Origin of the sequence: Aeromonas veronii (assembly GCF_040215105.1) — a bacterium.
GTDB lineage: Bacteria > Pseudomonadota > Gammaproteobacteria > Enterobacterales > Aeromonadaceae > Aeromonas > Aeromonas veronii_G.
This window is the reverse complement of sequence record NZ_CP157875.1, coordinates 2,852,823-2,878,508: the sequence shown is the minus strand read 5'-3', so window position 1 is coordinate 2,878,508 and position 25,686 is coordinate 2,852,823. Positions and strand designations below refer to the sequence as shown.

Below are 25,686 nucleotides of genomic sequence, written 5' to 3'. Positions count from 1 at the left end.
GGAGCTAACAGGGATTAGGCTCTGCGGCATAAAAAAAGCCCGTCATCAGACGGGCTTTTTTGCTTTGGGAAAGAGAGCAAGGCATCAGTGCAGGATCCGGGCACGGATGGTGCCGCCGATCTCCTTGAGCTTGGTCAGTGCCTTCTCGCTGTGCTCCGTCTCCACGTCGATCACCACATAGCCAATCTCGCTGCTGGTCTGCAGGTATTGACCGGCGATGTTGATCCCTTCGTCGGCGAAGATCTGGTTGATCTGGTTCATGACGCCGGGCTGGTTGCGGTGGATGTGCAGCAGGCGGCTGGAGCCCTTGTGGCCGGGCAGGGAGACCTCCGGGAAGTTGACGGCGGAGAGGGTGGATCCGTTGTCGGAGTATTTCACCAGCTTGTTTGCCACTTCCAGCCCGATGTTCTCCTGCGCCTCCTGGGTGGAGCCGCCGATGTGGGGGGTCAGGATGACGTTGTCCAGACCGCGCAGCGGCGTCAGGAACTCCTCGTCGTTGGACTTGGGTTCGACGGGGAAGACGTCGATGGCGGCGCCACTGAGGTGGCCGCTCTTGATGGCTTCCGCCAGGGCCTCGATGTCCACGACAGTACCGCGGGAGGCGTTGATGAAGACGGCGCCCGGTTTCATCATGCGCAGCTGCTCGGCACCGATGAGATCCTTGGTGGAGGCGGTTTCCGGCACGTGCAGGCTGATGACGTCAGACATGTTGAGCAGTTCCACCAGGTTCGGCACCTGGATGGCGTTGCCAAGGGAGAGTTTGTTCTCGATGTCGTAGTAGTAGACCTTCATGCCGATCATCTCGGCGATGATGCCAAGCTGGGTGCCGATGTGGCCGTAGCCGATGATGCCGAGCTTCTTGCCACGGGCTTCGACGGAGCGGTTGGCGAGCTTCTCCCAGACGCCGCGATGGCACTTGGCATTCTTCTCGGGAATGCCGCGCAGCAGCAGCAGGATCTCCCCCAGCACCAGCTCGGCGACGGAGCGGGTATTGGAGAAGGGGGCGTTGAACACCGGAATGCCGCGGACATGGGCGGCGTCGAGGGCGACCTGGTTGGTACCGATGCAGAAGCAGCCGATGGCCACCAGCTTGTTGGCGGCGTCCAGCACCTTCTCGGTGAGCTGGGTGCGTGAGCGCAGGCCCACGAAATGCACGTCGCGAATGCGCTCGATCAGATCCTCTTCCGACAGCGAGGTCTTGAGGTACTCCACGTTGCTATAACCGGCAGCCCGGAAGGTTTCCACCGTGTTGGGATGGACTCCCTCCAGCAGCAACACCTTGATTTTATCCTTGTCCAGCGAATACTTGGCTGTCATGACGATCCCTCTGTTTTATATATGTGTGCGAAAAACGGTGCAGGTATGCGATGTGAAGAAAACCGTAAATTAGCAAAAACAGCGAGGAGAGGGAATATTTGTGACGAAAGTCAAATTCTTTGAAGTTTTCAACGATAGTTGTAGCTGAGACTATGTCGTTTGTCGAGCCAGAAACAGCAACGGCGCCCGAGGAGGCGCCGTTGCTGTTTCTGCGGCAGAGGGGCCCTGGACGGGCCGCTCACCGCTGGCAGGGAGACTTGGTTGGTGACCACGCCATCCGGGGTGCCGATCAGCACGGCATCTGCACCACGGTGGGCGGAACATGGATCCTGGGGGACCACGCCGACCATGCCAGATGCCTTATTGGGTCACGACCCCGTCCGGAGTGCCGATCAGCACGACGTCTGCACCGCGATGGGCGAACAGGCCGTTGGTGACCGTACCGACGATGGCGTTGAGCTGTACTTCCAGCCCCTTGGCATCGGTGATGGCCATGCCCTTGACGTCGAGGATGTGGTTGCCGTTGTCGGTTACCACCCCTTCACGCCACACCGGGTTGCCGCCGAGCTTCTTGATCTCGCGGGCCACGTATTCGCGGGCCATGGGGATCACTTCCACCGGCAGCGGGAAGGTGCCGAGCACCGGGACCGTCTTGGTGTTGTCGATGATGCAGATGAACTTGTCGGCCACGGCGGCGACGATCTTCTCGCGGGTCAGAGCGGCGCCACCGCCCTTGATCATGTCGCGGCTGGCGTTGATCTCGTCGGCGCCATCCACGTAGACGGAGAGGGCATCGATCTCGTTGAGATCAAACACGGGGATACCGAAGCCCTTGAGGCGCTCGGTGGAGGCGACGGAGCTGGAGACCGCGCCCTTGATCTCATCCTTCATGGTCGCCAGTGCGTCGATGAAGTGATTGACGGTAGAGCCGGTGCCGACCCCGACGATGGTGCCGGGAACCACGTATTTGAGCGCAGCCCAACCGGCCGCCTTCTTCATTTCATCTTGAGTCATGATGGATCCTTATGGAAAAAGCGGCGGCATTATATCCAAGCAATCCCTCGAGAGCGACCGCAGGGCGCATGTTTTGGCCCAAAAAGCCCCAAGATGTAAATCGTTTGCCTGTTTATTGGTCATGAGGTCTGGTGGCAGTCAAACATGTCGTCATTCAATCCGTTGGCAGCGTAGTTGACTGTCAGGCTGGATGGGATTGGGAGAAGTGCCATAGGCGGGCCGGGGTGAGGATCTGCGGCAGGGGCACGTCCCACTGCTCCTGCGGCACGCTGTCTACCTGCTGGCAGTCGTGAGCAAGGCCGAGCGGCAGGGGGCCAAGCCTGTGTTCATGCCAGCTGGCGAGGGTGCGATCGTAATACCCCCCTCCCATGCCGAGCCGGTTGCCTGTGGCATCGAAGGCCACCAAGGGGGTGCAGATGATGTCCAGCATGCTGTGGGGCACTACCTGCGACATGTCGAGCTCGGGCTCGGGGATGCCGAAGCGGTTGCGGATCATGGGGCTGGTGGCGGTGTAGCGCTGGAACAGTAGATGGCCCGGGGTGAAGGGGTGTAGCACCGGCAGGTAGACCTCTTTTTGTTGGGCCCAGAGCCAGTGAATGGTGGGCAGGGGATTGAGCTCCCCGTCGTTGGCCAGGTAGAGAGCGATACGCCTGGCTGCCAGGATATCGGGGTGCTCCTTGAAGCGGACCACCAGTTGCTCTGCCGCCGCCTGCTGCTCGTCCTGACTCAGGCTCTTTCTGCGCTGGCGGATGAGCTGGCGCAGGGAGTGACGTGCATCGGGGTGTTCAGGCTGGCGATCCGGCATGGGGGCTCCTTGAGGATGATGAAGAGGGTGGGCAGAAGGCCGAGATTACCTTAACAAGGGCATGGCGGGATGAAAAGCGGCCCGGCCCGCGCGTCAGGGTTGGTGAAGGGCGCGGCCAAAGGCCTGGCCCTTCACGCGGAGGGGTCTCAGGCGACCTGGCGGTTGCCGGCGGCGCTGCTCGTCTGATGCTTGATAAACACTGCAACGATGGCCGCCAGCGCCAGGGCCATCGGGTAGAAGCTCATGCTCACGACCGCGAGCGGCGAGAGGGCGAAGATGGATCCAAGCAGCAGGGCCTGGGCACCCCAGGGGATCAGCCCCTGCACCACGCAGGAGAAGATATCCAGCATGGAGGCGGCGCGGCGCGGGGTGACCCCGTGTTGCTCGGCCAGATCCCGTGCCACCTTGCTGGCGACGATGATGGCCACCGTGTTGTTGGCGGTGCACAGGTTGGTGAGACCCACCACCCCGGCGATGCCAAGCTCGGCCGCCTTCTCGTTCTGCTCCCCCTCGTGGGCCCGGGTGAAGCGGGCGATGAGGGCGGCGATGCGGGCGCTGATCCAAGCAAGGCCCCCCTGGCGCTCCATCAGGGCGCCGAGGCCGCCGATGAGCATGGAGAGCAGGAAGATCTCCTGCATGCTGGTGAAGCCCTGATAGATGTCCTTGCTGAACTGGCCGATGGGGTAACCCCCTACCAGACCCACGCCGCCGGCAGCCAGGATGCCGATCCCCAGCACCACGAACACATTCACCCCGGCCAGTGCCAGTCCCAGGATCAGCAGATAGGGCATCACCTTGAGCAGATCGGCGCTGGCGGCGGAGGCGGGGACATCCCCGGTGGAACCCAGCAGCAGATAGAGCAGGATCACCAGCACGGCGGCGGGGGCGGCAATCTTGACGTTCTCGCGGAACTTGTCCTTCATCTCGCAGCCCTGGCTGCGGGTCGCGGCTATGGTGGTGTCGGAGATGATGGAGAGGTTGTCCCCGAACATGGCGCCGGAGAGTATGGTGCCCGCCATCAGCACCGGGCTGATGCCGGTGGCATGGGCCACGCCGAGGGCCACCGGCGCCACGGCGCCTATGGTGCCCATGGAGGTGCCCATGGCGGTGGCAATAAAGGCAGAGATAAGGAAGAGGCCCGGCAGCAGACACCAGCCCGGGATGAGGGAGAGGCCGAGCGCGACCGTGGCATCGACCCCGCCGGTGGCCTTGGCCACGGTGGCGAAGGCGCCCGCCAGCAGATAGATGAGGCACATGGCCATGATGTTGCTGTCACCGACCCCCTTGAAGAAGGTCTCGAGGTTTTTGTTGAATCCCTCCCGGCCCAGCATCAGCGCCAGCATGACGGCGGGCAGGGCGGCGACGGGGGCGGGCAGCTGATAGAAGGCAAACTCGACCCCCTGCAGGGTAAGCCAGGTGCCGGTACCGATGAAGAGAGCAAGAAAGACCAGCAGGGGCAGCAAGGCCCTGGCACTGGGTTGGGTCTGGATCATGTGTTCCTCGAAACTTGAACAATGACCTCCTGTCGCGGCCTGCGTGAGTCCGAAGCATGTCGGGCACAGGGTGGGCATCCTGCCGCTATGGGGAGCCTACAGTAGTGGGAGCGGGAGGCGGGGTCAAGATAGACGTCCAGATGGATAATTTTTTCTGTCTGGCGATTTCGATTGGGTGATTAATTCCACTTAAAATTCGGCAATTTGTTTTGTTTATTGTTTTTATGTCGGGCGCTGACTGGCGTCCACGGCGAGCTTTTCAAAGCGGACGCAGGCTGGTAAAACGGTCATCTTTCCATAAAAACAGATGAGAGGGTGGAGATGGACAATCCGATCCGTGTGGCCGTGATGGGCTGTAATGGTCGTATGGGCAAGGTGCTGCTGGAGGCCATTACCAATGCCGAGGGCGTGGTGGTCGGAGCGGCGCTGGAGCGACCGGGCTCTGCCGTGATAGGTCTGGATGCCGGCGAGTTGAACGGACTTGGCAAACTGGGCGTGCTGATCAGCGACAGCCTGGACAAGGTACGTGATGAGTTCGATCTCATCATCGACTTCACCCGTCCCGAGGTGACCCTGGCCAACCTGGCGTTCGCCAAGGCCCACGGCAAACAGATGGTGATCGGCACCACCGGCTTTGATGAGGCGGGCAAGGCCGCCTTGCACCAGGCCGCCAGCCAGATAGGCATCGTCTTCGCCTCCAACTACTCGGTGGGGGTCAACCTGGTGTTCAAGCTGCTGGAGCAGGCCGCCAAGGTGATGGGGGATTACACCGACATCGAGATCATCGAGGGGCATCACAGACACAAGGTGGATGCGCCGTCAGGCACTGCGCTCTCCATGGGGGAGGTGGTGGCCAGGACACTCGGACGTGACTTGAAAGAGTGTGCCGTCTACGGTCGTGAGGGGATCACCGGTGAGCGGGATCGCAACACCATCGGCTTTGCCACCATACGTGCCGGCGATCTGGTGGGGGAGCACACTGTCATGTTTGCCGACATCGGTGAGCGGGTGGAGATCAGCCACAAGGCGTCCAGCCGCTTGACCTTCGCCAATGGTGCCGTGCGGGCAGGCAAGTGGCTGAAAGATCAGGGCGCCGGTCTCTACGACATGCAGGATGTCCTCAATCTGAAATAAGGCTGTCCAGACTAGCCATCCGTCAGAAGAGAAACCCCGGTACGCCGGGGTTTTTTACATTAGTTGCCTAAACAAGGCTTAGCCGTCATTTTTTGTCTGAACTGCCATAAAATCAACGACTCCCTGAATTCTCCCCGTTCTTCATTGCGAAAATGTCATCAAAGGGTAACGGGGATGAGCCTCAATGATCCCGCTCGCCCCGTTTTCTTAACCGACATCAAAGAGACTAAAAATTCAATCGCATAAAAACGTTTTCTTTTGTTGGTGGAAAGTTTTTTATCAGAAATCGGCATTGATTGGCTCATGTTTGTTTTTTTGTAAAATCATAACTATCTGTAATTGATGAAATAAATATCCATTTATGTATGGGCGGCGGCGTTGTCTCTGCCTTTTGCGTCAGCTTTTTGATTTTCTTTTGGTAGAGGGGATTGCAAAGCGGGTTAGTGCATAGATAATGGGTAATACTGCTTTTTTATTGAATTTAGATGCATTTCAGGTGAGAAAAGACGTTGAAATGCGATCGTTTTTAAGTAGAATGCGCCCAATTTGCCAGAAATCTGCCGGGTCAGAGCCCTGTTTCAAACAGCGTAAAGACCCGCAACACCCAGGTAAATTGCTGAATTTAAAGCTAAATAACTGGAGGTTGTCTTGAATCACACTGCATTGCTAGTGCTGGAAGATGGAACTGTGTTCAAAGGCGTGTCGATAGGCGCCGAGGGATGTTCCGTTGGTGAAGTGGTTTTCAATACGTCGATGACGGGCTATCAGGAAATCCTCACCGATCCCTCTTACTCCCGTCAGATAGTCACCCTCACTTACCCCCATATAGGCAACACCGGCACCAACAGCGAAGATGAAGAGTCCAGTCAAATCCACGCACAAGGATTGATTATCCGGGACCTTCCGATACTTGCCTCCAATTTCCGCAATCAGCAATCCCTCTCCGATTACCTCAAGTCTCAAAACATCGTTGGCATCGCCGACATCGACACCCGCAAACTGACCCGCATCCTGCGCGAGAAAGGCGCCCAGGCTGGTTGCATCCTGGCGGGCAAGCAGGTTGATGAGGCGTACGCACTCGAACAGGCCCGCGCCTTCCCCGGTTTGAAGGGGATGGATCTGGCAAAAGAAGTGACCGTCAGCGAGTCCTACAGCTGGACCGAAGGGAGCTGGCAGCTCGGTAAGGGCCATGTCACCCCGGCTGCCGATGAGCTCAAATACCACGTGGTGGCCTATGACTTTGGCGTCAAGCGCAACATCTTGCGCATGCTGGTGGACCGTGGCTGCCGTCTGACCGTGGTGCCGGCCAAGACCCCGGCCGCCGAGGTACTGGCGCTGAACCCCGATGGCATCTTCCTCTCCAACGGCCCCGGTGACCCCGAGCCGTGCGACTATGCCATCGAGGCCATCAAGGCGTTCCTCAATACCAACACCCCGGTGTTCGGCATCTGCCTCGGTCATCAGTTGCTGGGGCTGGCCTCCGGTGCCAAGACCCTGAAGATGAAGTTCGGTCATCACGGTGCGAACCATCCGGTGAAGAGCCTCGATGACAACACCGTCATGATCACCGCCCAGAACCACGGTTTTGCGGTGGACGAGGAGAGCCTGCCGGATTGCCTGCGCGCGACCCACGTCTCCCTGTTCGACGGCTCCCTGCAAGGCATCCATCGCACCGACCGCCCAGCCTTCAGCTTCCAGGGTCACCCGGAGGCAAGCCCGGGCCCCCACGATTGTGCCGGTCTCTTTGACCACTTTATTGAATTGATCAAGCAGTATCGCGCTTAAGAGGAAAAGAGAAGCCATGCCAAAACGTAACGACCTACAGAGCATCCTGATCCTCGGCGCCGGCCCCATCGTCATCGGTCAGGCCTGCGAATTCGACTACTCCGGCGCCCAGGCCTGCAAGGCCCTGCGCGAGGAGGGATACCGCGTCATCCTGGTGAACTCCAACCCGGCCACCATCATGACCGACCCGGAGATGGCCGATGCCACTTATATAGAGCCCATCACCTGGGAAGTAGTGCGCGAGATCATCAAGAAAGAGCGCCCGGACGCCATCCTGCCCACCATGGGCGGCCAGACTGCGTTGAACTGCGCCCTGGCACTGGAGAAGCACGGGGTGCTGGCGGAGTTCGGCGTCGAGATGATCGGTGCCACGGCGGACGCCATCGACAAGGCCGAGGATCGCTCCCGCTTTGACAAGGCCATGCGCAGCATCGGCCTCGAGTGCCCGCGCGCCGGCATCGCCCACAACATGGAAGAGGCCTGGGGCGTGCAGCAGATGGTGGGCTTCCCCTGCATCATCCGTCCCTCCTTCACCATGGGCGGCTCCGGTGGCGGTATCGCCTACAACACCGAAGAGTTCGTCGAGATCTGTGAACGCGGGCTGGATCTCTCCCCCACCAAGGAGCTGCTCATCGATGAGTCGCTGATTGGCTGGAAAGAGTACGAGATGGAGGTGGTGCGGGACCGCAACGACAACTGCATCATCGTCTGCGCCATCGAGAACTTCGACCCCATGGGCATCCACACCGGTGACTCCATCACGGTGGCGCCTGCCCAGACGCTGACCGACAAGGAATACCAGATCATGCGCAACGCCTCCATGGCGGTACTGCGCGAGATCGGTGTCGAGACCGGTGGCTCCAACGTCCAGTTCGGCATCAACCCGAAAGATGGCCGCATGGTCATCATCGAGATGAACCCGCGGGTGTCGCGCTCCTCCGCGCTCGCCTCCAAGGCGACCGGTTTCCCCATCGCCAAGATCGCCGCCAAGCTTGCCATCGGTTACACCCTGGACGAGCTGATGAACGACATCACCGGCGGTCGCACCCCGGCCTCCTTTGAGCCGGCCATCGACTACGTGGTCACCAAGGTGCCGCGCTTCAACTTCGAGAAGTTTGCCGGCGCCAACGACCGTCTCACCACCCAGATGAAGTCGGTGGGTGAAGTGATGGCCATCGGCCGCAACTTCCAGGAGTCCCTGCACAAGGCCCTGCGCAGCCTCGAAACCGGCAAGACCGGCTTCGACCCCATGGTGGATCTGAACGCACCGGACTCCCTGACCCGCATCCGTCACGAACTGCAAGACGCGGGTTGTGACCGGATCTGGTACATCGCCGATGCGTTCCGCGCCGGTCTCTCCATGGAAGGGGTGTTCAAGCTGACCAAGATTGACCCCTGGTTCCTGGTGCAGATTGAAGAGCTCATCAAGCTGGAAGAGCAGGTCAAAGAACGTGGCATGGCTGGCCTCGACGCCGACTTCCTGCGTACCTTGAAGCGCAAGGGCTTCGCCGACGCGCGTCTGGCCAAGATCCTCGGCGTGGCCGAAGGCGAGCTGCGCAAGCTGCGCGCCCGCCACAATATCTTCCCGGTCTACAAGCGGGTCGACACCTGCGCCGCAGAGTTTGCGACCAACACCGCCTACATGTACTCCAGCTATGACGAGGAGTGCGAGGCGGCCCCGAGCAACCGCGACAAGATCATGATCATCGGCGGCGGCCCGAACCGTATCGGTCAGGGCATCGAGTTCGACTACTGCTGCGTGCACGCGGCCCTGGCCCTGCGCGAAGACGGTTACGAGACCATCATGGTCAACTGCAACCCGGAAACCGTCTCCACCGACTACGACACCTCTGATCGCCTCTACTTCGAGCCGGTGACCCTGGAAGACGTGCTGGAAATCGTGCGGGTCGAGAACCCCAAGGGCGTCATCGTCCAGTACGGCGGCCAGACCCCGCTCAAACTGGCCCGCGCCCTGGAGGCAAACGGTGTGCCGGTGATTGGCACCAGCCCGGATGCCATCGACCGCGCCGAAGACCGCGAGCGCTTCCAGTCCGCCGTCGAGCGTCTGGCGCTCAAGCAGCCGGAAAACGGCACCGTCACGGCGCTGGAGCAGGCGGTGCAGGTTGCAGCCCGCATCACCTACCCCCTGGTGGTTCGCCCCTCCTACGTGCTGGGTGGCCGCGCCATGGAGATCGTCTATGACGAGCAGGACCTGCGTCGCTACTTCGCCGAAGCCGTGAGCGTCTCCAACGAATCGCCGGTACTGCTGGACAGATTCCTGGACGACGCCACCGAGGTGGACGTGGACGCCATCTGCGACGGCGTGGATGTGGTCATCGGTGGCATCATGGAGCACATCGAGCAGGCCGGTATCCACTCCGGTGACTCCGCCTGCTCCCTGCCGCCCTACACCCTGTCCAAGGCCATCCAGGACGAGATGCGCGAGCAGGTGCGCAAGTTGGCGCTGGAACTCGGCGTGGTGGGCTTGATGAACGTGCAGTTTGCGGTCAAGGACAACGAGATCTACCTCATCGAGGTGAACCCCCGTGCCGCCCGGACCGTGCCCTTCGTCTCCAAGGCGACCGGTGCGCCGCTGGCCAAGATTGCCGCCCGGGTGATGGCAGGTCAGAGCCTGAAAGAGCAGGGCTTCACCCAGGAAATCATCCCGCCTTACTACTCGGTCAAAGAGGTGGTGCTGCCGTTTGCCAAGTTCCCGGGTGTGGATCCGCTGCTGGGGCCGGAGATGCGCTCCACCGGTGAGGTCATGGGGGTGGGCAGCAGCTTCGCCGAAGCCTATGCCAAGGCCCAGTTGGGTGCCGGTCACCAGGTGCCGAGCGAAGGGCGTGCCCTGCTCTCCGTGCGCCACGGCGACAAGGAGCGGGTGGTGAACCTGGCGGCCAAGTTGCTGGAGCTGGGCTATGAGCTCGATGCCACCCACGGCACCGCCGTGACCCTGGGGGAGGCGAGCATCAACCCGCGTCTGGTGAACAAGGTGCATGAAGGGCGCCCGCACATTCTGGATCGCATCAAGAATGGAGAGTACACCTACATCGTCAACACCGCCGAGGGGCGTCAGGCCATCGAAGATTCCAAGCAGCTGCGCCGTGGCGCCCTGCAGCACAAGGTGGCTTACACCACCACGCTGCACGCGGCCTTCGCCACCTGCATGGCCATCAGCGTCGATGCCACCGCCAATGTGAACTCGGTGCAGGAGCTGCACCACAAGGTGAACAACCGCTAAGGCACCCATGGCAAGGGCCGGGGACCTCGGCTCCTGTACTACTCAAAACCCCGCCAGCGATGGCGGGGTTTTTGTTTACCCAATCCTGTGTGAAGAGAGCGGCGCTGGCTGAGGTGAAATGAACTCATAAATAGTTATATTTTAAGGAGTTGTTGCGCATATTTAGTCTTTAGTCGCCATCTTCGCAATCTTTCACCGCGTCCGCTTCCCTATACTGGTTTCTCATCACCAAGGTCATCCGCGTCTGCAGGTGCCGCTGTCGCAAGACAACGCATAGGCAGTGCGAGAGGATCAGGGTCAGCGGCTTACCCAGCCACGCTGGCCGGCTCCCCCTTATCAGGCGGGGCCCATGGAAACCGGTGGTGGGGTCATCGTCCCACCCCCTGTCAGGGCCAGCGTTACCGCGCCAACCCGTTCCCCCTGCTTGCACTGCCCCTCAGCCGCTTCCCGTGACCCCTTTATGGCCCCAGCCAAGGAAAGACGAATATGAGCTTCGATCACCGCAAATACCGCCGCTCCCCCGTGATCAATCTGGCGGATCGCCAATGGCCCAACCGGGTGATGGAGCGGGCGCCGCTCTGGTGCGCAGTGGACTTGCGTGATGGCAACCAGGCGCTGGTCGAGCCCATGACGGTGGCCCAGAAGCTGCAGATGTGGGCACTGATGGTGCACATTGGCTTCAAGCATGTCGAGGTGGGCTTCCCCGCCGCCTCCCAGCCGGATTTTGACTTTGTGCGCGAGCTCATCGAGCGGGACCTCATCCCCGAGGATGTGACCATCCAGGTGCTGGTGCAGGCCCGGGAAGATCTCATCGCCCGCACCTTCGAGTCCCTCAAGGGGGCCAAGCGGGCCATCGTTCACGTCTACAACTCGGTCAATCCGACCCAGCGCAACTATGTGTTCAACTCGGGTCGGGAAGGGGTCAAGGCCATCGCCGTGCAGGGGGCGCGCTGGGTGCGCGACTATGCGGCGAAGAACCCAGGTACCGAGTGGAGCTTCCAGTACTCCCCCGAGAGTTTCAGCAGCACCGAGGTGGAGTTTGCGGTGGAGGTGTGTGACGCCGTCATCGACGAGTGGCGCCCTGCCGCCCGCCCCATGATCCTCAACCTGCCGGCGACGGTGGAGGTGAGCACTCCCAATGTGTTTGCGGATCAGGTGGAGTGGTTCTGCCGCCACCTGAAGGCACGCCCCGAGGTGAGCATCTCCATCCATACCCACAACGATCGGGGTTGCGGGGTGGCCGCCGCCGAGCTGGCGGTGCTGGCGGGGGCGGATCGCATCGAAGGCACCCTGCTTGGCAACGGCGAGCGCACCGGCAACATGGACATCGTCACCATGGCCATGAACCTCTACAGCCAGGGCATAGACCCGGAGCTGGACTTGTCTGATATGGACGCCATCGTCGCCACCGTCGGGGCCTGCACCCAGATTGCACTGCACCCGCGCCACCCCTATGCGGGGGAGCTGGTCTACACCGCGTTTTCCGGCAGCCATCAGGACGCCATCCGCAAGTCCCTGGCGGCGCCCAAACCCGACGCTTACTGGGACGTGGCCTATCTGCCCATTGATCCTGCCGATCTCGGCCGCAGCTACGAGGCGGTGATCCGCATCAACAGCCAGTCCGGCAAGGGCGGCGTTACCTATCTGCTGGAGCGGGATCTTGGCCTGCAACTGCCGCGCTGGCTGCAGATCGACTTCAGCCGCCGGGTCCAGGCGCAGGCCGAAGCGAGCAGCAGCGAAATCAGCCCTGAGCAGATCCGCGCCCTGTTCGAGCAGCACTATCTCGAACCCGTCCATGGCTACCGTATCGGTCGCTTCCAGCTGGGGCACGACAACCAGGAGAACCTGCGCCTCGAACTGCAGACGCCGGATGGCGGTGTGCAGCTGAGTGGCGAGGGGGAGGGGGCCATCACGGCACTGGTCAACGGCTGGGAGCGTCATACCGGGATGCACATCGACGTGCTCGATTACTCGGAGCATGCCCTCAGTGCCGGTACCGAGTCCCGGGCTGCCGCCTATGTGCTGCTCAGCATCGATGGCGTGCGCCACTGTGGCGTCGCCGTGGGGCGCGACGTGGTCAACGCCTCCCTGCAGGCGGTGATCAACGGTGCGGCGCAGCATCAGGCTCTGCGCCAGAGCGCCTGACCGTTCATTGCGGGCCTGTGCGGCCCGTATTTGTTCCTCGGCAATCCCCTGGCCTTTGTGGTGAGGGGATTGTTTTTTATGGAAAATCTGGTTCACAATACGAGCATTGAACGGCCTGGACTGCACCATGGCGGCATGTGCCCGCCCATGCTGGCAAACACCCGGCTGTCGCGGGCTAGCGATGCCTTGGAGCCAGAGAGATGCTAAAGACTCCCCTTAAATTATCCATACACCCAAGCCGCTTTTCGTCTCTCTCCCGTGGCCGCCGCATCGCTCTCATGCTGCTGCCCTGCCTGCTGCTGTTGACGGCGGGATGGGATGGACTCTCTTTTGCTCTGCTGCCCCAGCACCACCTCTATACCATCGGGGGCATGGCCGAAATCATCAATGTCTTGACCCTGCTATTCATGTTCTGGGTCGTGCAGTGTGCCAGCCTCTCCCGACGCTCCTATCTCTACCTCTCCACCGGCCTCTATCTGTGGCTCGTCTCGGGCGCCATCGACGTGATGGACGAGGTCTACTTCCAGCCTTGGTGGCTCTCGCGGGTGGAGGATTGTCTGCGCTCTCTGGGGATGCTGGCGACGGCATGGGGAGTCTTGCTGATGGTCAAGCAGATGTACGACACCCAGGTGCGTCTGGCTTCGCTCGCCATGTCCGACGAGCTGACCGGTCTGTCCAATCGCCGTTCTTTCAGTGCCGTGCTCGACTCCCAGATGGAGACGGGCACCCCGCTGCTGTTGCTGGATCTGGATCATTTCAAGCAGGTCAATGACCGCCATGGTCACGGCACGGGTGACAATGTGCTGCGGGAGTTCAGCGCCTTGCTGCGTCAGCACTGTCCGGCGGAAGGGATCGTCGCGCGGCTCGGGGGAGAGGAGTTTGCCATCTGGTTGCCGGGGCTCGCCATCGGCAAGGGGGGCGAGCTCGCCGAGCAGATCCGGGCCGCAACGGAGCGTCTGGTCATGACGGACGGGATCAGGGTGACGGTGAGCGTGGCGGTCGGCATCTGCCTCGAAGGGGAGAATGCGGAGGCCCTGGTGAAACGTACCGATCTTGCCCTCTATCGGGCCAAGCATCTGGGTCGCAACCGGGTTGAACTGGCCTGAGAAAACGGCATTCTGCGGTGCTCATCCCCACAGGGTCGCATGAATGCGCGCCTTCTGATCCTTTTCCCAATCCACTACAATGACCGCCTGTTTGCGTTCGGGGCCCCTCATCCGGGATGAGGGACCCGACCCCTTCTGCTCACCGGAAGCCTTCATGACACTTTCTCCCCGACCGCTGGGCTCGGCCCACTCGCTTGTTGCCTTGTCCCTCTTGTTGGCCGCCCTGCTGGCAGGCTGTGCCAGCGAACCTGGCGTCCCCGCGAAAGAGGCCGCCGCCATTGCCAAACAACCCAAGGCCATGCAGCCCCGTCAGCCTGCTGACATGAAAAACCGCATCGTGCGCTTCCTGCCGCGCCAGGTACCGGACAAGCAGGGCTGGGCCAACGACGTGGTGACGGCCCTCTCGACCCAGAACATCACGGTGAGCGATCACAATGTCTGCAGCGTGCTGGCGGTGGCGGAGCAGGAGGCGACCTATCAGGCCGACCCCGTGGTCCCCGGTCTTGGCAAGATTGCCTGGAAGGAGATCAACCGGCGGGCCGGCAAGCTGCTTATCCCGGAGTTCGTGGTGCGCTCGGCCCTCAGCATCAAGTCCCCCACGGGCAAGTCTTATGCCGAGCGCATCGACAAGTTGCGCACCGAGCGGGAGATGAGCGAGATCTTCGAGGACATGATAGGCACAGTGCCCATGGGCAAGACCCTGTTTGGCAACCTCAACCCTGTGCACACCGGCGGCCCCATGCAGGTCAGCATCGCGTTTGCCGAGGCCAATGCCCGTGGTTATCCCTATCCGGTCAAGGAGTCCATCCGTCACGAGGTGTTCAGCCGTCGTGGGGGCATCTGGTTTGGCACCAGGCATATCTTCGGTTATCCCGCCGACTACCCGGACACCCTCTATCGCTTCGCCGACTTCAATGCCGGCTGGTACGCGAGTCGCAATGCCGCCTTCCAGGCCGCCGTCAGCCGGGTGAGTGGCAAGACCCTGGCGCTGGATGGGGATCTCATCCGCTATGACTCCGACAAGCCTGGCAACACGGAGCTCGCGGTCTACAGCATCGCGAGCCGCCTCAGCATGAGCCAGAACGCCATTCGCCAGAGCCTGCGACTGGGGGACAGCGAGAAGTTTGCCAAGACGGATCTCTACAGCAGGGTTTTCACCCTGGCGGACAAGCAGGCCGGCACCCGTCTGCCGAGGGCCATATTGCCCGGGATCCAGCTCAAGAGCCCCAAGATCACCCGCAACCTCACCACCGCCTGGTTTGCCAAGCGGGTGGATGACAGGGAACAAGCCTGCGTGCGCAAGCTGGCGACTATCCAGTGATCATATGGAGTCATTCAGTCAGTGATATCGCAAGGGCGCCAGTGGTCGCCCTTGCCAGTTAAGGTCAGGCCCGGCTGGGATCATGGAAGGGGCAGAAGAGGTTCTGCAGGCGGGCAATGGGGGAGAGTCGCCTTCGGTAAAAAAAGCCCCTGGGCGGGGCTTCGAAGTATGAAGTCTTACGTCATGTTTGACGGCGTGGTGCCAGGCTGGTGACTGAGCTCAGCCCTGGCTCAGGCCCTGAACATGCCCCTTGCTGTCGCTGACGCAGCGCCACAGTTTGGCATCATTGGGGGCTTTGATATCGACGCCGGTAGCGGCCTGGGAGAAGGAGACGTAATCGACGATCAGCTTGCTCTGGGCGACGCCGCTTTTCTTGGCGACGGCCTTGAGGCAGGCGGCTTCCGCTGGCTTACTTTCTGCTTTGCTACCGTTGTAAACCGCAGGCGTTGCGTTGGTGGCCTCGGCCTGGCAGATGCCATTGGGGCCGTGCGCGATGGCGTAACTGATGGCCAGTTCCCCCTCGGTGGTGATAGATAGGGTGGTTTTGCCGGATTTCGCCTCGTAGTAGCTGGGGCTGAATTTGGTCAGGGCGGCTTTTTTGCCGTTGATGGTGACGACGCCTGCATTGGCTGCCGCCTGGATATTGCCGGGGCAGCTGGCATTGAAATCTGGGACCTGAGCCTGGACAAAGCCAGCCATGGCCAAAACGGACAAGGCGATGAGAGCATTTTTCATGAATTAACCTCAATAAAGCGACAAGGGACAACAGGGCTCGGTGCATTGACTCGGCAATCAATGTGTTGAGTTCAAGGGAGTGGCTCGATAAGCGTTGAATGTGCCCCGTTGAGGGCGAAATCTAGCAGAGCTGTGGCATAAAGAGAATAAAGGAAAGGAGAGGGGTAAATATATATTCCATACGGTTGTTTGTTGGTTTTTTAGTATTTATTGATTTTTAATCAATCGCTTTAATTGATATTCATTGCCGTTTGGTGAGATGGTTTCGTGAATGTGAACAACACTGTCGCACCGAGCTGAAATATAATCGGCGGCGATAAGAAATATTACCGTTTTATTCTGAGTGATGATTTAGATGAGTATATTTCAATACTTATATGTTGCATACATCAATGACGTGGCAAATAAACATCACTACATGTTGATTAATTAATGTGGCGTTTTTTGGGATACATCAGAAGCTCATCGCCAAGCCAACGGAGTAACCGTGGGTGTTGTTGCTGAACATATAGCGAGCCACCAGGCGGGTGCGAGTCACGAAGATATCGTATTTGCTGCTATCGAGTTCGAGCCCAAGCCCCAAGGAGTTGAGGCTGTTGAAGCCGAGCAGTCCCCGCTGCTCTCCCAGGTATTCGGTGCGAGCCCCTTCCAGCACGTAGCGCAGGGGGCGGTCAAGCAGGGTCCAGTCCCACATGGGGGCGCGGCGGCGCAGATAGAGTCCCAGGTTTTCCGCCTCGGCCTGCCCTTTGACGCTGGGACTGGTGCCGGAAAAACTCTGCAGATGCTGGTAGGAGTAGCGCAGCTCCACGTCGATGTCCTGCGGCTTGGAGAAGAGCTCATAGTCCAGCATCAGGGCCCCCCCGAGGCCATAGACGTTGAGTCGGCCACCATCGAGAAAGTCCAGGCTCTTGCCGGTCTTGTGCCGGATGAAGAGGGCGCCGAGGCGCAGATCGCTCGCCAAGGTACCCAGGGTAAAGTTGCCGATGGGGCGCAGCACCAGGTTGCCGCCCCATTTGTCCTTGTGCAGGGTGAAGTCCCACCCTATGCCACCGGTGGCGGTCAGGCTGTTCCACTTGGTGGGAATGGTGCGGGTCTCGTTACCATCGCTGAACACGAACTGGGGATCGTAGCGACTGTAGCCCAGGGTGCCTTCCAGATAGATGGGCACCTCCGCACTCATGGTGGCGCCGCCCCCGAACTGGGTGATGGTCAGCGCCGATTTTTCCCCCGTGCCGCCCCCTATGTCCAGGTTGCTGGCGGTGATGTCGGGCACCACTGTGTAGCTCATCAGGGAGACCACGGCATTGGCACGGCGCTGTACTAGGGATTCATCATCGGCATGGGCCGCGAGACTGAGCAGCCCCAGGCTGGTCAGAGAGAGGGCTTTGCTGTCAAAAAATGGGGTCAACGCCATACCTTGCTCCGTGGGTATCCTCGTCCGATGAGGCGTCCTTACACTGTAATGGTTTTTGGTCGCCTTGGCAGCGGGCAGCAGTGCCAACTGACTATATTCTTTGCCAAATCTCACGCTGGATCAGCGGCATGCGTCCCCTTGTGTGCTGGCTCGGCATGTCTGTGCGGGAATGCCAAAAGCCCACATAAATCGCAGACATTAATTTATTGTTCAGTTCTGCGGGTGTATAACGGGCCTCCCACAGGGATAGTTGGGGTTGCTATCAGGGAAGAATGGCCAGCTGGAGCCCTTGGGTCTCCATGACGGATGTGCAGTACGTTGATGGGAGTCACACCGGATGCAGGACATGCTGCTTGCCATATGGCATCAGGATTTTGAACAGCTTATACAAATGCAAGCCATCGGCTTGCTCGTCACCTGTCTGGTGGTGATCCTTTTTCTCGAATCGGCCTTCGTCTTTTTGCCCCTGCCGGGTGACAGCCTGGTACTGCTGGCCGGTGGCCTGGTGGGGATGGGGGTGCTCGGTCCCGAGGTGACCTTCCTCTATATGCCCCTCGCCGCCGGGCTCGGCAGTCTGGTGGCCTATCTGCAGGGGCATGCCCTGCATGGCACCTCTTTCATGAGTCACGTGGAGCGAATGATCCCGGAGGGGAGCCTGCCAAGAGCCTCCCGCCTGCTGGACAAATACGGCTTCTGGGCCATGTTCGTCTCCCGCTTCATCCCCTTCGTCAGGGTGCTGACGCCCATGCTGATGGGGGTCTCCCGTCTGCATCTGCCCAAGGTGATGGTGGCCAGCTTTGCCAGCGCCTTCCTCTGGGCCCTGGTGTTGAGCCTCATCGGCAAGTTCGTGATGGCGACTCCGGTCCTGGCCAATCACCACGAGCTGCTGACCAAATGCCTGCTGGTGACGTCGCTAGCCCTCTTCGTCATCGCCGTCGCCGCCATCGGTTTTCGTCTGCTCAAGCGCCCGACCAACCGCATTCGCTGACCCGCCGATGCAAGCAGAGGGGGCCGGCGCCCTCTTTGCATTGCTGGCGCCAGCTTCCCGCACGCGGCAGGCGCCTGGTAAAAATAGCGGCCATTTGAGGCGGCATTTTCCTCGTCTATCTGTTACACTTCGCGCCCGCGATTTCCGGCTCACACTCTGACTTGATGTCAGGCCCAGCCGTCCGTGGCCACTTGCCTCGCGATGCCGAGCCATCCATCCACTCAAGCCAATCACAACCCAGCTGGAACACAGGAACCCAATATGAGATTTGAATCGTTCGATTTTGCCCCCGAGATTTTGCGCGCTATCTCAGATTGCGGTTATCAGGAGATGACCCCTGTGCAGAGCCAGGCGATCCCGACCATACGCCGTGGCCGCGACGTGCTGGCCAGCGCCCAGACCGGCACCGGCAAGACCGCCGCCTTCGCGCTGCCCATCCTGCAGCGCCTGCTGGACAACCCGGCACCGATACAACCCTCCAACGCCCGGGTGCTGATCCTGACCCCGACCCGCGAGCTGGCAGCTCAGGTGGCGAGCAACATCAATGACTTCGCCAAGTACCTGGATATCAGCGTGCTGACCATCTATGGCGGCGGCAAGCAGGACGTGCAGGCCAAGAAACTCAAGGCGGGGGCACACATCATCGTCGCGACCCCGGGCCGTCTGCTCGAGCACCTCACCGCCTGCAACCTGAGCCTCTCCGGGGTGGAGTGTCTGGTGCTGGACGAAGCGGATCGCATCCTCGACATGGGGTTTAGCGCCGATGTGCAGCAGATCCTTCAAGCCACCAACAAGGCGCGCCAGAACCTGCTGTTCTCCGCCACCTTCTCCGATGCGGTGCGCAAGCTCGCCAACCTGATGCTGGACAGACCGCAGATCGTCAGCGTCAACAAGCAGAACTCCACCGCCGACACCGTCAGCCACACCGTCTATCCGGTGGAGCAGAAGCGCAAGCGCGAGCTGCTCTCCGAGCTCATCGGCAAGCAGAACTGGCCCCAGGTGCTGGTGTTCGCCAGTACCCGCGAGAGCTGCGATGAACTGGTGACCGAGCTGAACCTGGATGGCATCAAGTCCGCCGTGGTGCACGGGGACAAGGCCCAGGGCAGCCGTCGCCGCGCCCTGCGCGAATTCACCGAAGGCAAGCTGCGGGTGCTGGTGGCCACCGAAGTGGCCGCTCGCGGTCTGGATATTCCGAATCTCGAATACGTGGTCAACTACGATCTTCCCTTCCTCGCCGAGGATTATGTGCACCGTATCGGTCGTACCGGCCGTGCCGGCAAGAGCGGCATGGCCATCTCCTTCGTCAGTCGCGAGGAGGAGCGCACCCTGCTGGAGATCGAGGCGCTGATCGGCCAGAAGATCCGCCGCATCATGGTGCCGGGCTACGAGGTGAGCAGCCGTGACGATCTGATCAAGCAACTGCAGGAGCGCCGTCGCTTCGGCAAGCGTCCCCAGCGGGAAGACAACGCCGCCGCCCAGGCCATGGCCGAGAGCAAGCTGCAGGGTCAGCGTCTCAAGCGTCTGGCCGCCGCCAAGAAGCCGCGCCAGCCGAAATAAGGCGCGCATGTTGCCCCTTGCCTCGCGGGGGCCTGGTATTCAAAGGCGCCACTGGCGCCTTTGTGCTGTCGATGACTCAGCGGTTGGCCCGCACTCTGTTTGAAGGACTCGTGATGACCACTCCCACCTACAATCAGGCCCTGTTCGACATGGCCAGCCAGAGCCTGGCCGAACTGGCCCGCACCGGCGAGCAGAAAGCCGGCCAGCGCACCCCGGCCCAGGAGAGCCACTTCCTCTGCACCTGGATGGCGGATTCGCTCAAGGAAAAGCGCTTCTCCCGGCTGGTGATGGAAGATTTGAAGACCTGGATCCAGCAGGGGCGTACCCTGGGGGCGGGGGCCGATCTGAAAGGATTGCTGGAGCGCATCGTCTGCCAGTACGGCCGCGCCATGAGGGATCCGGCCGGTCTCGGCACCAGGCTCGCCGCCCTGCTGGCCGAGTTGGAGGAGGCGGGTTGGTTAGTGTTTACCGACGTGGAGGTGGACGCCAAGCTGCGTCTGCAGGGGCAGGGTCAATCCAGCCTGGTGATCTCGCGTCGCGAATACGAGGAAAACATCGAGGGTGGTGAGCTGGTCAAGCCCCTGACTCTCTACGTGCGCGGGGATGAGGCGCATCTCGCCGCCGCGGCCTTTGCCCAGGGCCTGCTGCTGAGCCAGGGCAACAAGAAGACCACCCTGGTCAAGCATCACAAGGCCTATCGACTGGTGCCGGACAACGCCCAGAGCGCGCTGGCGCTGCTGGCCCGGGTCAGTGACTGATCACTCGAGGTTTTTCCCTTGCATCGACCCCGGCCCGCGCCGGGGTTTTTTATGGGCAGCAGTGGGCAAGGGGCTAACGAGTTGAGGCCATGGCGCCCCCGCGAAGGCCCGTTTTTGTCGCAGCATGGGGGCGAGGGCGAGGCTCCCCCCTTAGATGGGCGTCGTCCCCCATATGGAGGGATGGTGGCGCAAAACTTCTGCTCTAGGGTGAACAGGCCCCAAAGAGGGCCGAATGAAGTAAGGAAGCAAACCGCCTGATGGCGCAACTCAATGAATGAGGAAATCCGATGAAAGCAACTCCCATCGCCCTGCTGCTGGCCGGTATTCTGGCCTCGCCACTCTGCGCTGCCGCCCTCGATGCCCGCCTCTCCCTGGTGGAGGGCAACGCCGAGGACGTGCGGGTCAACCTGACGCTGACCAACACCGGCGACAAGCCCGTCCGCCTGCTCAAATGGCAACTGCCGGGCGGCGAGGATGCCCCCCTGTTCGTGGTGGAGCGTGACGGCCAGCGGGTTGGCTATGAGGGGGCCCTGATCAAGCGGGCTGCCCCGACCGACAAGGACTACCAACTGCTCAAGGCTGGCCAGAGCCTGACGCTGCAGGCGGAGATCTCCGGTCTCTACGACATGAGCGTCCAGGGCCAGTACCACATCCGTTATCAACTGCCGACCCTGGCACAGGGCAGTGGCGTCGCCAAGGCCAAGCAGGCCCAGGGGAGTGAATCGAATACCGTCAGCCTCTGGGTGGAAGGGGTGAGCGACGAGCGGCTGCAAGCCAGGGCCGCATCGTTGGCCGAGCCCCAGGCGGTGACCGCCTCGGTGAGCTTTACCGGACGCTGTACCAATACCCAGAAGAGCAACATTCTGACGGCTCTGGATGCAGCCAGCAGCATTACCAATAACTCAAGCAGCTATCTGGCAGTGGATAAACCCAGCGGGCAGCGCTATCGCAGCTGGTTCGGTGCCTATGATGCCTCCCGCTGGAACCAGGCCGAGGCGAATTTTAGCAAGATCAAGGATGCCATCGACAACAAGCCGCTCACCTTCGACTGCGGCTGCCAGCAGAGCTACTTCGCCTACGTCTACCCGGATCAGCCCTACAAGGTCTATCTGTGCAAGAGCTTCTGGACGGCCCCGGTCAACGGGACCGACTCCCGTGCCGGCACCATCGTTCATGAGTTGAGTCACTTCACGGCGGTGGCGGGCACCGACGATCTGGGTTACGGTCAAGGCAACGCCCGCAACCTGGCGAGCACGGATCCGCAAAAGGCGCTCAACAACGCCGACAACCACGAGTATTTCGCCGAGAACACCCCGAGCGAAAATTGATGGATGATGGGGCCGCAAGGCCCCTTTTTGATGGAGGCACCATGATGACACTCTTGATCACCACCCTCGCCCTGGCGACCCCCCTGCAGTGCGAGCTGTCGGTCAAGGCCGAGAGCGCGGTGAACGAACCCCTGCCGCTGGTGATGACCTTGACCAACCAGGGGGAGGGGCCCATCGAGGTATTGAGCTGGTTCACCCCCTTCGAGGGCTGGTTCGCCGATGCCATCGACCTGCGTCTCGAGGAGAACCCGATTGCCTACCGGGGGCCGCTGGCCAAACGCGGCGCTCCGGGGCCCGACGACTTCTTCATTCTCGGGGCCAATCAGCGCAACCAGGCGGATGCGGATCTGACCCAGGTCTATGATCTGTCGCTGCCGGGCCAGTACCACCTGAGCTATCGCCCCCAGTCGCTGACCCTGACCCAGGGGTTTGCTCCCAGTTGCCCCGCCATCAGCTTCACCCGGGTGGCTGCGCCTTAACCGGCCACCCGCTCACCTTCAGTTGCCAGCAGTCCCACCGCGCGGGCGGCCACGGCCAGGTAACGGGACGGGTGAGGAGTGCTCGCCTGCTCCCGCCAGCAGCAGTGCACCAGCTTGATCACGTGATCGTCCCGGCTCGCGATCGCCAGCGGCAACACCTGCTCCCAAGTCAGCCCTGCAACGTCCGGCCAGCGTTGGATTCCCGGCGCCGGTGCTCCGACCGTGATATAGGCTGCGGCCACCGCCTGCCACACCAGAGTCTGCCAGCGGCCTTTTAGCTCATCGGGCAGATGGCGAGCGACGATGGCGGCGGCCCGGCTGCCGGTCACCAGATGAAGCACGGTGAAATTGCGGGTCTGCCAATAGAGGGATAGGGCTGCTTCGGCCAGTTGCGTCAGCATATCGCCATCGTCATCCAGCGTGCGCGGCAGTGAGTCCGGCCAACGCGGATCCGCGGCTACCTGACGCAAACGGGCGGTGATCCACTCACTGGGCCAATGTGACCCCTCCCATTGCGCAGACAGGCTCCCCAGCAGAGCGGAGATATCTCGGCAAGCCACTCCCACACCCTCCGGCAATATCAGCGGCTTGCAGCGCCAGGCGGCCAGCGCCGCGGCCTGCTCGCCAAGATGGTCGTTCTCCAGGGCGCAAGCGAGTCGAATAAGTGGATGAAAGGCGCCACCGGCGGGGGAGAGACCTTCTTCCAGCAGGGTTTCGAAGGTGGGCAGCCAGCCTTCCCCGGCCATTCGAATGGCTAGCCGCTGGCGTTGCTGCACGAATTGCTGTTCCTCTTCCCCCAGTGCAGGCGAGCCAGCGGGCAGGGCATGGGTGCGCTGCCAGTGGTTGAAAAATTGCCTCAACTGCAGCGGGGTCGCGCCCATCTCGTGCAGGGCGTGCAGCGCCATGGGGCAGTGATTGGTGGTATCACGGCCGTTGAGGGCGAAGGCCTGGTTGGCATCGAGCAGGGCATGGAGATTATCCATAATCGTTTGACTCCTTTTGTCGGGGGAGACAGGATTATGCAAGTTCAAGTTAACTTGAGATCAAGGACGAAGATGGATCGCAAATGGCTGGCCATCGGCCAGATAGCCAAACGCGCAGGGGTCAATGCCAGCGCCCTGCGTTTCTACGAGGAAAAAGGTTTGCTTGGCAGCGTGCGCAGCGAGGGAGGGCGGCGGCTCTACCCTCAGGATGCCCTGCGCCGTATCGCCTTCATTCGGGTGGCGCAGAGCGTGGGACTGAGCCTTGGGGAGATTGCCGAGGCCCTGGCCGGGCTGCCCGATGGCCGCACACCGGATCGCCACGATTGGAATGGGATCGCCGGCCAGTGGCAGGCGTTGCTCGATCGGCGTATCGAGACCCTGCAACTGATGAAACGCAAGCTCGGCGCCTGCATCGGTTGCGGCTGTCTGTCGCTGGAACATTGCGCCCTCTACAACCCGGAGGATAGGGCAGCCCACCAGGGAAGCGGCCCTCGCTATCTGCTGGGGGATCAAGCACCCACCGAGGATTGACCATGCAAGAGATGGATTGGCTAGGCCACGGTGCACTGGAAGCAGATTGTTGCGCTTTATCCTTCCTCTGAGGCGCATATAAAAAACAACCCCGCATGGCGGGGCTGTTTTTGGGGTAGGGGTTTCGAGCGGCCGCTTACACGGCCAGGTAGTCCATGATCCCTTCGGCGGCCTTGCGGCCCTCGTAGATGGCGGTGACCACCAGATCCGAGCCGCGCACCGCGTCGCCACCGGCAAACACCTTGGGGTTGCTGGTCTGGAAGGGGTAATCCGCCTGCTCGGGGGCCTTGATTCGATCCCGGCTGTCGAGGGCGATGCCGTATTCCGCCATCCAGGGCTGGGGGTTGGGCTGGAAGCCAAACGCCATCACCACCGCATCGGCGGCCAGCACCTGCTCGGAGCCTTCGATCACCACAGGGTTGCGACGACCGTTGGCATCGGGGGCGCCAAGGGTCGTGCTCACCACCTTGATACCGCAGGTGCGGCCATGGGCGTCCAGTTCAACCCCGATGGGTTGCAGGTTGAACATAAACTCCACCCCTTCTTCCTGGGCGTTTTTCACTTCCCGCTTGGAGCCCGGCATGTTCTCGGCGTCACGGCGATAGGCGCAGATGACCTTGTCGGCCCCCTGGCGGATGGCGGTGCGCACGCAGTCCATGGCGGTATCGCCGCCGCCGAGTACCACCACCTGCTTGCCGGCGAAGTCGATGTAATCGGCCTGGGCCTTCTCGAAGCCGAGCAGGCGGTTGGCGTTGGAGATGAGATAGGGCAGGGCGTCATAGACACCCGGCGCAGTTTCGTTCTCGAACCCGCCCTTCATGTACTTGTAGGTGCCGACCCCGAGGAAGACCGCATCGAACTCGCCGAGCAGATCTGCGAAGGTGACATCCTTGCCCACTTCGGTCTCGAGACGAAACTCGACGCCCATGCCCTCGAAGATCTCGCGCCGGCGCTGCATCACCTCCTTTTCCAGCTTGAAGGAGGGGATGCCGAAGGTGAGCAGGCCACCAATCTCGGGGTACTTGTCAAATACCACTGGGGTGACGCCGTTGCGGGCCAGTACGTCGGCACAGGCGAGGCCGGCCGGGCCGGCACCGATGACGGCGACCCGCTTGTCGGTCTTCACCACCTTGGAGAGATCCGGGCGCCAGCCCATCTCGAACGCCTTGTCGGTGATGTACTTTTCGATGTTGCCGATGGTGACGGCACCGAAGCGATCGTTGAGGGTGCAGGCCCCCTCGCACAGTCGGTCTTGCGGACAGACACGGCCACACACTTCCGGCAGGCTGTTGGTCTGGTGGGAGAGCTCCACCGCCTCCAGAATGCGCCCCTCGTTGGCCAGTTTCAGCCAGTTGGGGATGTAGTTGTGGACCGGGCACTTCCATTCGCAATAGGGGTTGCCGCAGTCGAGGCAGCGATCTGCCTGCATGCCGACCTGGGCCTGGTTGAAGGGCTCGTAGATCTCCACAAACTGGATCTTGCGGATCTTGAGCGGCTTCTTGGGCGGGTCGACCCGCTGGACATCGATAAACTGGAATACGTTCTGGCTCAT

General features: G+C 61.3%; 21 protein-coding genes. 12 read left to right on the top strand and 9 right to left on the bottom strand.

Annotated features, from left to right (window positions below; genetic code table 11):
- Positions 1-84: 84 nt before the first annotated feature.
- The 5 genes from serA to ABNP46_RS13180 form a co-directional block, all read right to left on the bottom strand.
- Positions 85-1,317: a phosphoglycerate dehydrogenase gene (gene serA, locus ABNP46_RS13200; RefSeq protein ID WP_349918371.1), complete on the bottom strand. Its 1,233-nt coding sequence runs from the start codon at positions 1,315-1,317 to the stop codon at positions 85-87.
- A gap of 128 nt (positions 1,318-1,445) precedes the next feature.
- Positions 1,446-1,667 (bottom strand): hypothetical protein, encoded by a 222-nt coding sequence (locus ABNP46_RS13195; RefSeq protein ID WP_349918369.1) that lies wholly within the window; start codon positions 1,665-1,667, stop codon positions 1,446-1,448.
- A gap of 10 nt (positions 1,668-1,677) precedes the next feature.
- Positions 1,678-2,331: a ribose-5-phosphate isomerase RpiA gene (rpiA, locus tag ABNP46_RS13190; RefSeq protein WP_349918368.1), complete on the bottom strand. Its 654-nt coding sequence runs from the start codon at positions 2,329-2,331 to the stop codon at positions 1,678-1,680.
- A gap of 181 nt (positions 2,332-2,512) precedes the next feature.
- On the bottom strand, positions 2,513-3,136 hold the full coding sequence (locus ABNP46_RS13185; RefSeq protein WP_349918366.1) for a 5-formyltetrahydrofolate cyclo-ligase: 624 nt from the start codon (positions 3,134-3,136) through the stop codon (positions 2,513-2,515).
- A 146-nt stretch (positions 3,137-3,282) separates the two neighbouring features.
- Positions 3,283-4,629, bottom strand: coding sequence for a Na+/H+ antiporter NhaC family protein (locus ABNP46_RS13180; protein WP_349918365.1), 1,347 nt, complete (start codon positions 4,627-4,629; stop codon positions 3,283-3,285).
- Positions 4,630-4,950: 321 nt separating this feature from the next.
- Between ABNP46_RS13180 and dapB the strand changes: the two genes are divergently transcribed.
- The 6 genes from dapB to ABNP46_RS13150 all read left to right on the top strand — a co-directional run bounded on the left by dapB (position 4,951) and on the right by ABNP46_RS13150 (position 15,361).
- On the top strand, positions 4,951-5,763 hold the full coding sequence (gene dapB / locus ABNP46_RS13175) for a 4-hydroxy-tetrahydrodipicolinate reductase (RefSeq protein WP_349918364.1): 813 nt from the start codon (positions 4,951-4,953) through the stop codon (positions 5,761-5,763).
- 648 nt (positions 5,764-6,411) lie between these two features.
- On the top strand, positions 6,412-7,548 hold the full coding sequence (gene carA / locus ABNP46_RS13170; RefSeq protein ID WP_349918362.1) for a glutamine-hydrolyzing carbamoyl-phosphate synthase small subunit: 1,137 nt from the start codon (positions 6,412-6,414) through the stop codon (positions 7,546-7,548).
- Positions 7,549-7,564: 16 nt separating this feature from the next.
- Positions 7,565-10,789, top strand: a complete 3,225-nt coding sequence (gene carB, locus ABNP46_RS13165; RefSeq protein ID WP_349918361.1) for a carbamoyl-phosphate synthase large subunit — start codon at positions 7,565-7,567, stop codon at positions 10,787-10,789.
- A 486-nt stretch (positions 10,790-11,275) separates the two neighbouring features.
- Positions 11,276-12,934 (top strand): 2-isopropylmalate synthase, encoded by a 1,659-nt coding sequence (leuA, locus tag ABNP46_RS13160; RefSeq protein WP_349918360.1) that lies wholly within the window; start codon positions 11,276-11,278, stop codon positions 12,932-12,934.
- Between the two features lie 278 nt (positions 12,935-13,212).
- On the top strand, positions 13,213-14,040 hold the full coding sequence (locus ABNP46_RS13155) for a GGDEF domain-containing protein (protein WP_349918358.1): 828 nt from the start codon (positions 13,213-13,215) through the stop codon (positions 14,038-14,040).
- A 154-nt stretch (positions 14,041-14,194) separates the two neighbouring features.
- A complete protein-coding gene (locus ABNP46_RS13150) occupies positions 14,195-15,361 on the top strand; it encodes a DUF1615 domain-containing protein (RefSeq protein ID WP_349918356.1) in 1,167 nt (388 codons plus the stop codon).
- Between the two features lie 219 nt (positions 15,362-15,580).
- Here ABNP46_RS13150 and ABNP46_RS13145 read toward each other — a convergent pair whose 3' ends face one another.
- Both ABNP46_RS13145 and ABNP46_RS13140 read right to left on the bottom strand, forming a co-directional pair.
- On the bottom strand, positions 15,581-16,096 hold the full coding sequence (locus tag ABNP46_RS13145; protein ID WP_349918355.1) for a hypothetical protein: 516 nt from the start codon (positions 16,094-16,096) through the stop codon (positions 15,581-15,583).
- Between the two features lie 454 nt (positions 16,097-16,550).
- Positions 16,551-17,510: a hypothetical protein gene (locus ABNP46_RS13140; protein ID WP_349918354.1), complete on the bottom strand. Its 960-nt coding sequence runs from the start codon at positions 17,508-17,510 to the stop codon at positions 16,551-16,553.
- 337 nt (positions 17,511-17,847) lie between these two features.
- On the opposite strand from ABNP46_RS13140, the gene ABNP46_RS13135 reads away from it, so the two are divergent.
- The 5 genes from ABNP46_RS13135 (at position 17,848) to ABNP46_RS13115 (ending at position 22,620) form a co-directional block, all read left to right on the top strand.
- A complete protein-coding gene (locus ABNP46_RS13135) occupies positions 17,848-18,498 on the top strand; it encodes a DedA family protein (protein WP_349918353.1) in 651 nt (216 codons plus the stop codon).
- 261 nt (positions 18,499-18,759) lie between these two features.
- Positions 18,760-20,055, top strand: a complete 1,296-nt coding sequence (locus ABNP46_RS13130) for a DEAD/DEAH box helicase (RefSeq protein ID WP_349918352.1) — start codon at positions 18,760-18,762, stop codon at positions 20,053-20,055.
- A gap of 113 nt (positions 20,056-20,168) precedes the next feature.
- Positions 20,169-20,813 carry a DUF2913 family protein gene (locus tag ABNP46_RS13125; RefSeq protein WP_349918350.1) on the top strand — a complete coding sequence of 215 codons (645 nt, stop codon included), beginning with the start codon at positions 20,169-20,171 and terminating at the stop codon, positions 20,811-20,813.
- A 287-nt stretch (positions 20,814-21,100) separates the two neighbouring features.
- Positions 21,101-22,141: a M35 family metallo-endopeptidase gene (locus tag ABNP46_RS13120; RefSeq protein WP_349918348.1), complete on the top strand. Its 1,041-nt coding sequence runs from the start codon at positions 21,101-21,103 to the stop codon at positions 22,139-22,141.
- A 41-nt stretch (positions 22,142-22,182) separates the two neighbouring features.
- Positions 22,183-22,620 carry a protease gene (locus tag ABNP46_RS13115; RefSeq protein ID WP_349918347.1) on the top strand — a complete coding sequence of 146 codons (438 nt, stop codon included), beginning with the start codon at positions 22,183-22,185 and terminating at the stop codon, positions 22,618-22,620.
- Here ABNP46_RS13115 and ABNP46_RS13110 read toward each other — a convergent pair.
- On the bottom strand, positions 22,617-23,603 hold the full coding sequence (locus ABNP46_RS13110) for a questin oxidase family protein (protein WP_349918345.1): 987 nt from the start codon (positions 23,601-23,603) through the stop codon (positions 22,617-22,619). The two genes, ABNP46_RS13115 and ABNP46_RS13110, sit on opposite strands and share 4 nt — an antisense overlap.
- A gap of 72 nt (positions 23,604-23,675) precedes the next feature.
- Between ABNP46_RS13110 and soxR the strand changes: the two genes are divergently transcribed.
- A complete protein-coding gene (gene soxR / locus ABNP46_RS13105) occupies positions 23,676-24,134 on the top strand; it encodes a redox-sensitive transcriptional activator SoxR (RefSeq protein WP_349918344.1) in 459 nt (152 codons plus the stop codon).
- 136 nt (positions 24,135-24,270) lie between these two features.
- On the opposite strand, the gene ABNP46_RS13100 is transcribed toward soxR, so the two are convergent.
- The gene (locus tag ABNP46_RS13100) at positions 24,271-25,686 is read right to left on the bottom strand and encodes an FAD-dependent oxidoreductase (protein ID WP_349918342.1); all 1,416 of its coding nucleotides are present in this window, start codon (positions 25,684-25,686) and stop codon (positions 24,271-24,273) included.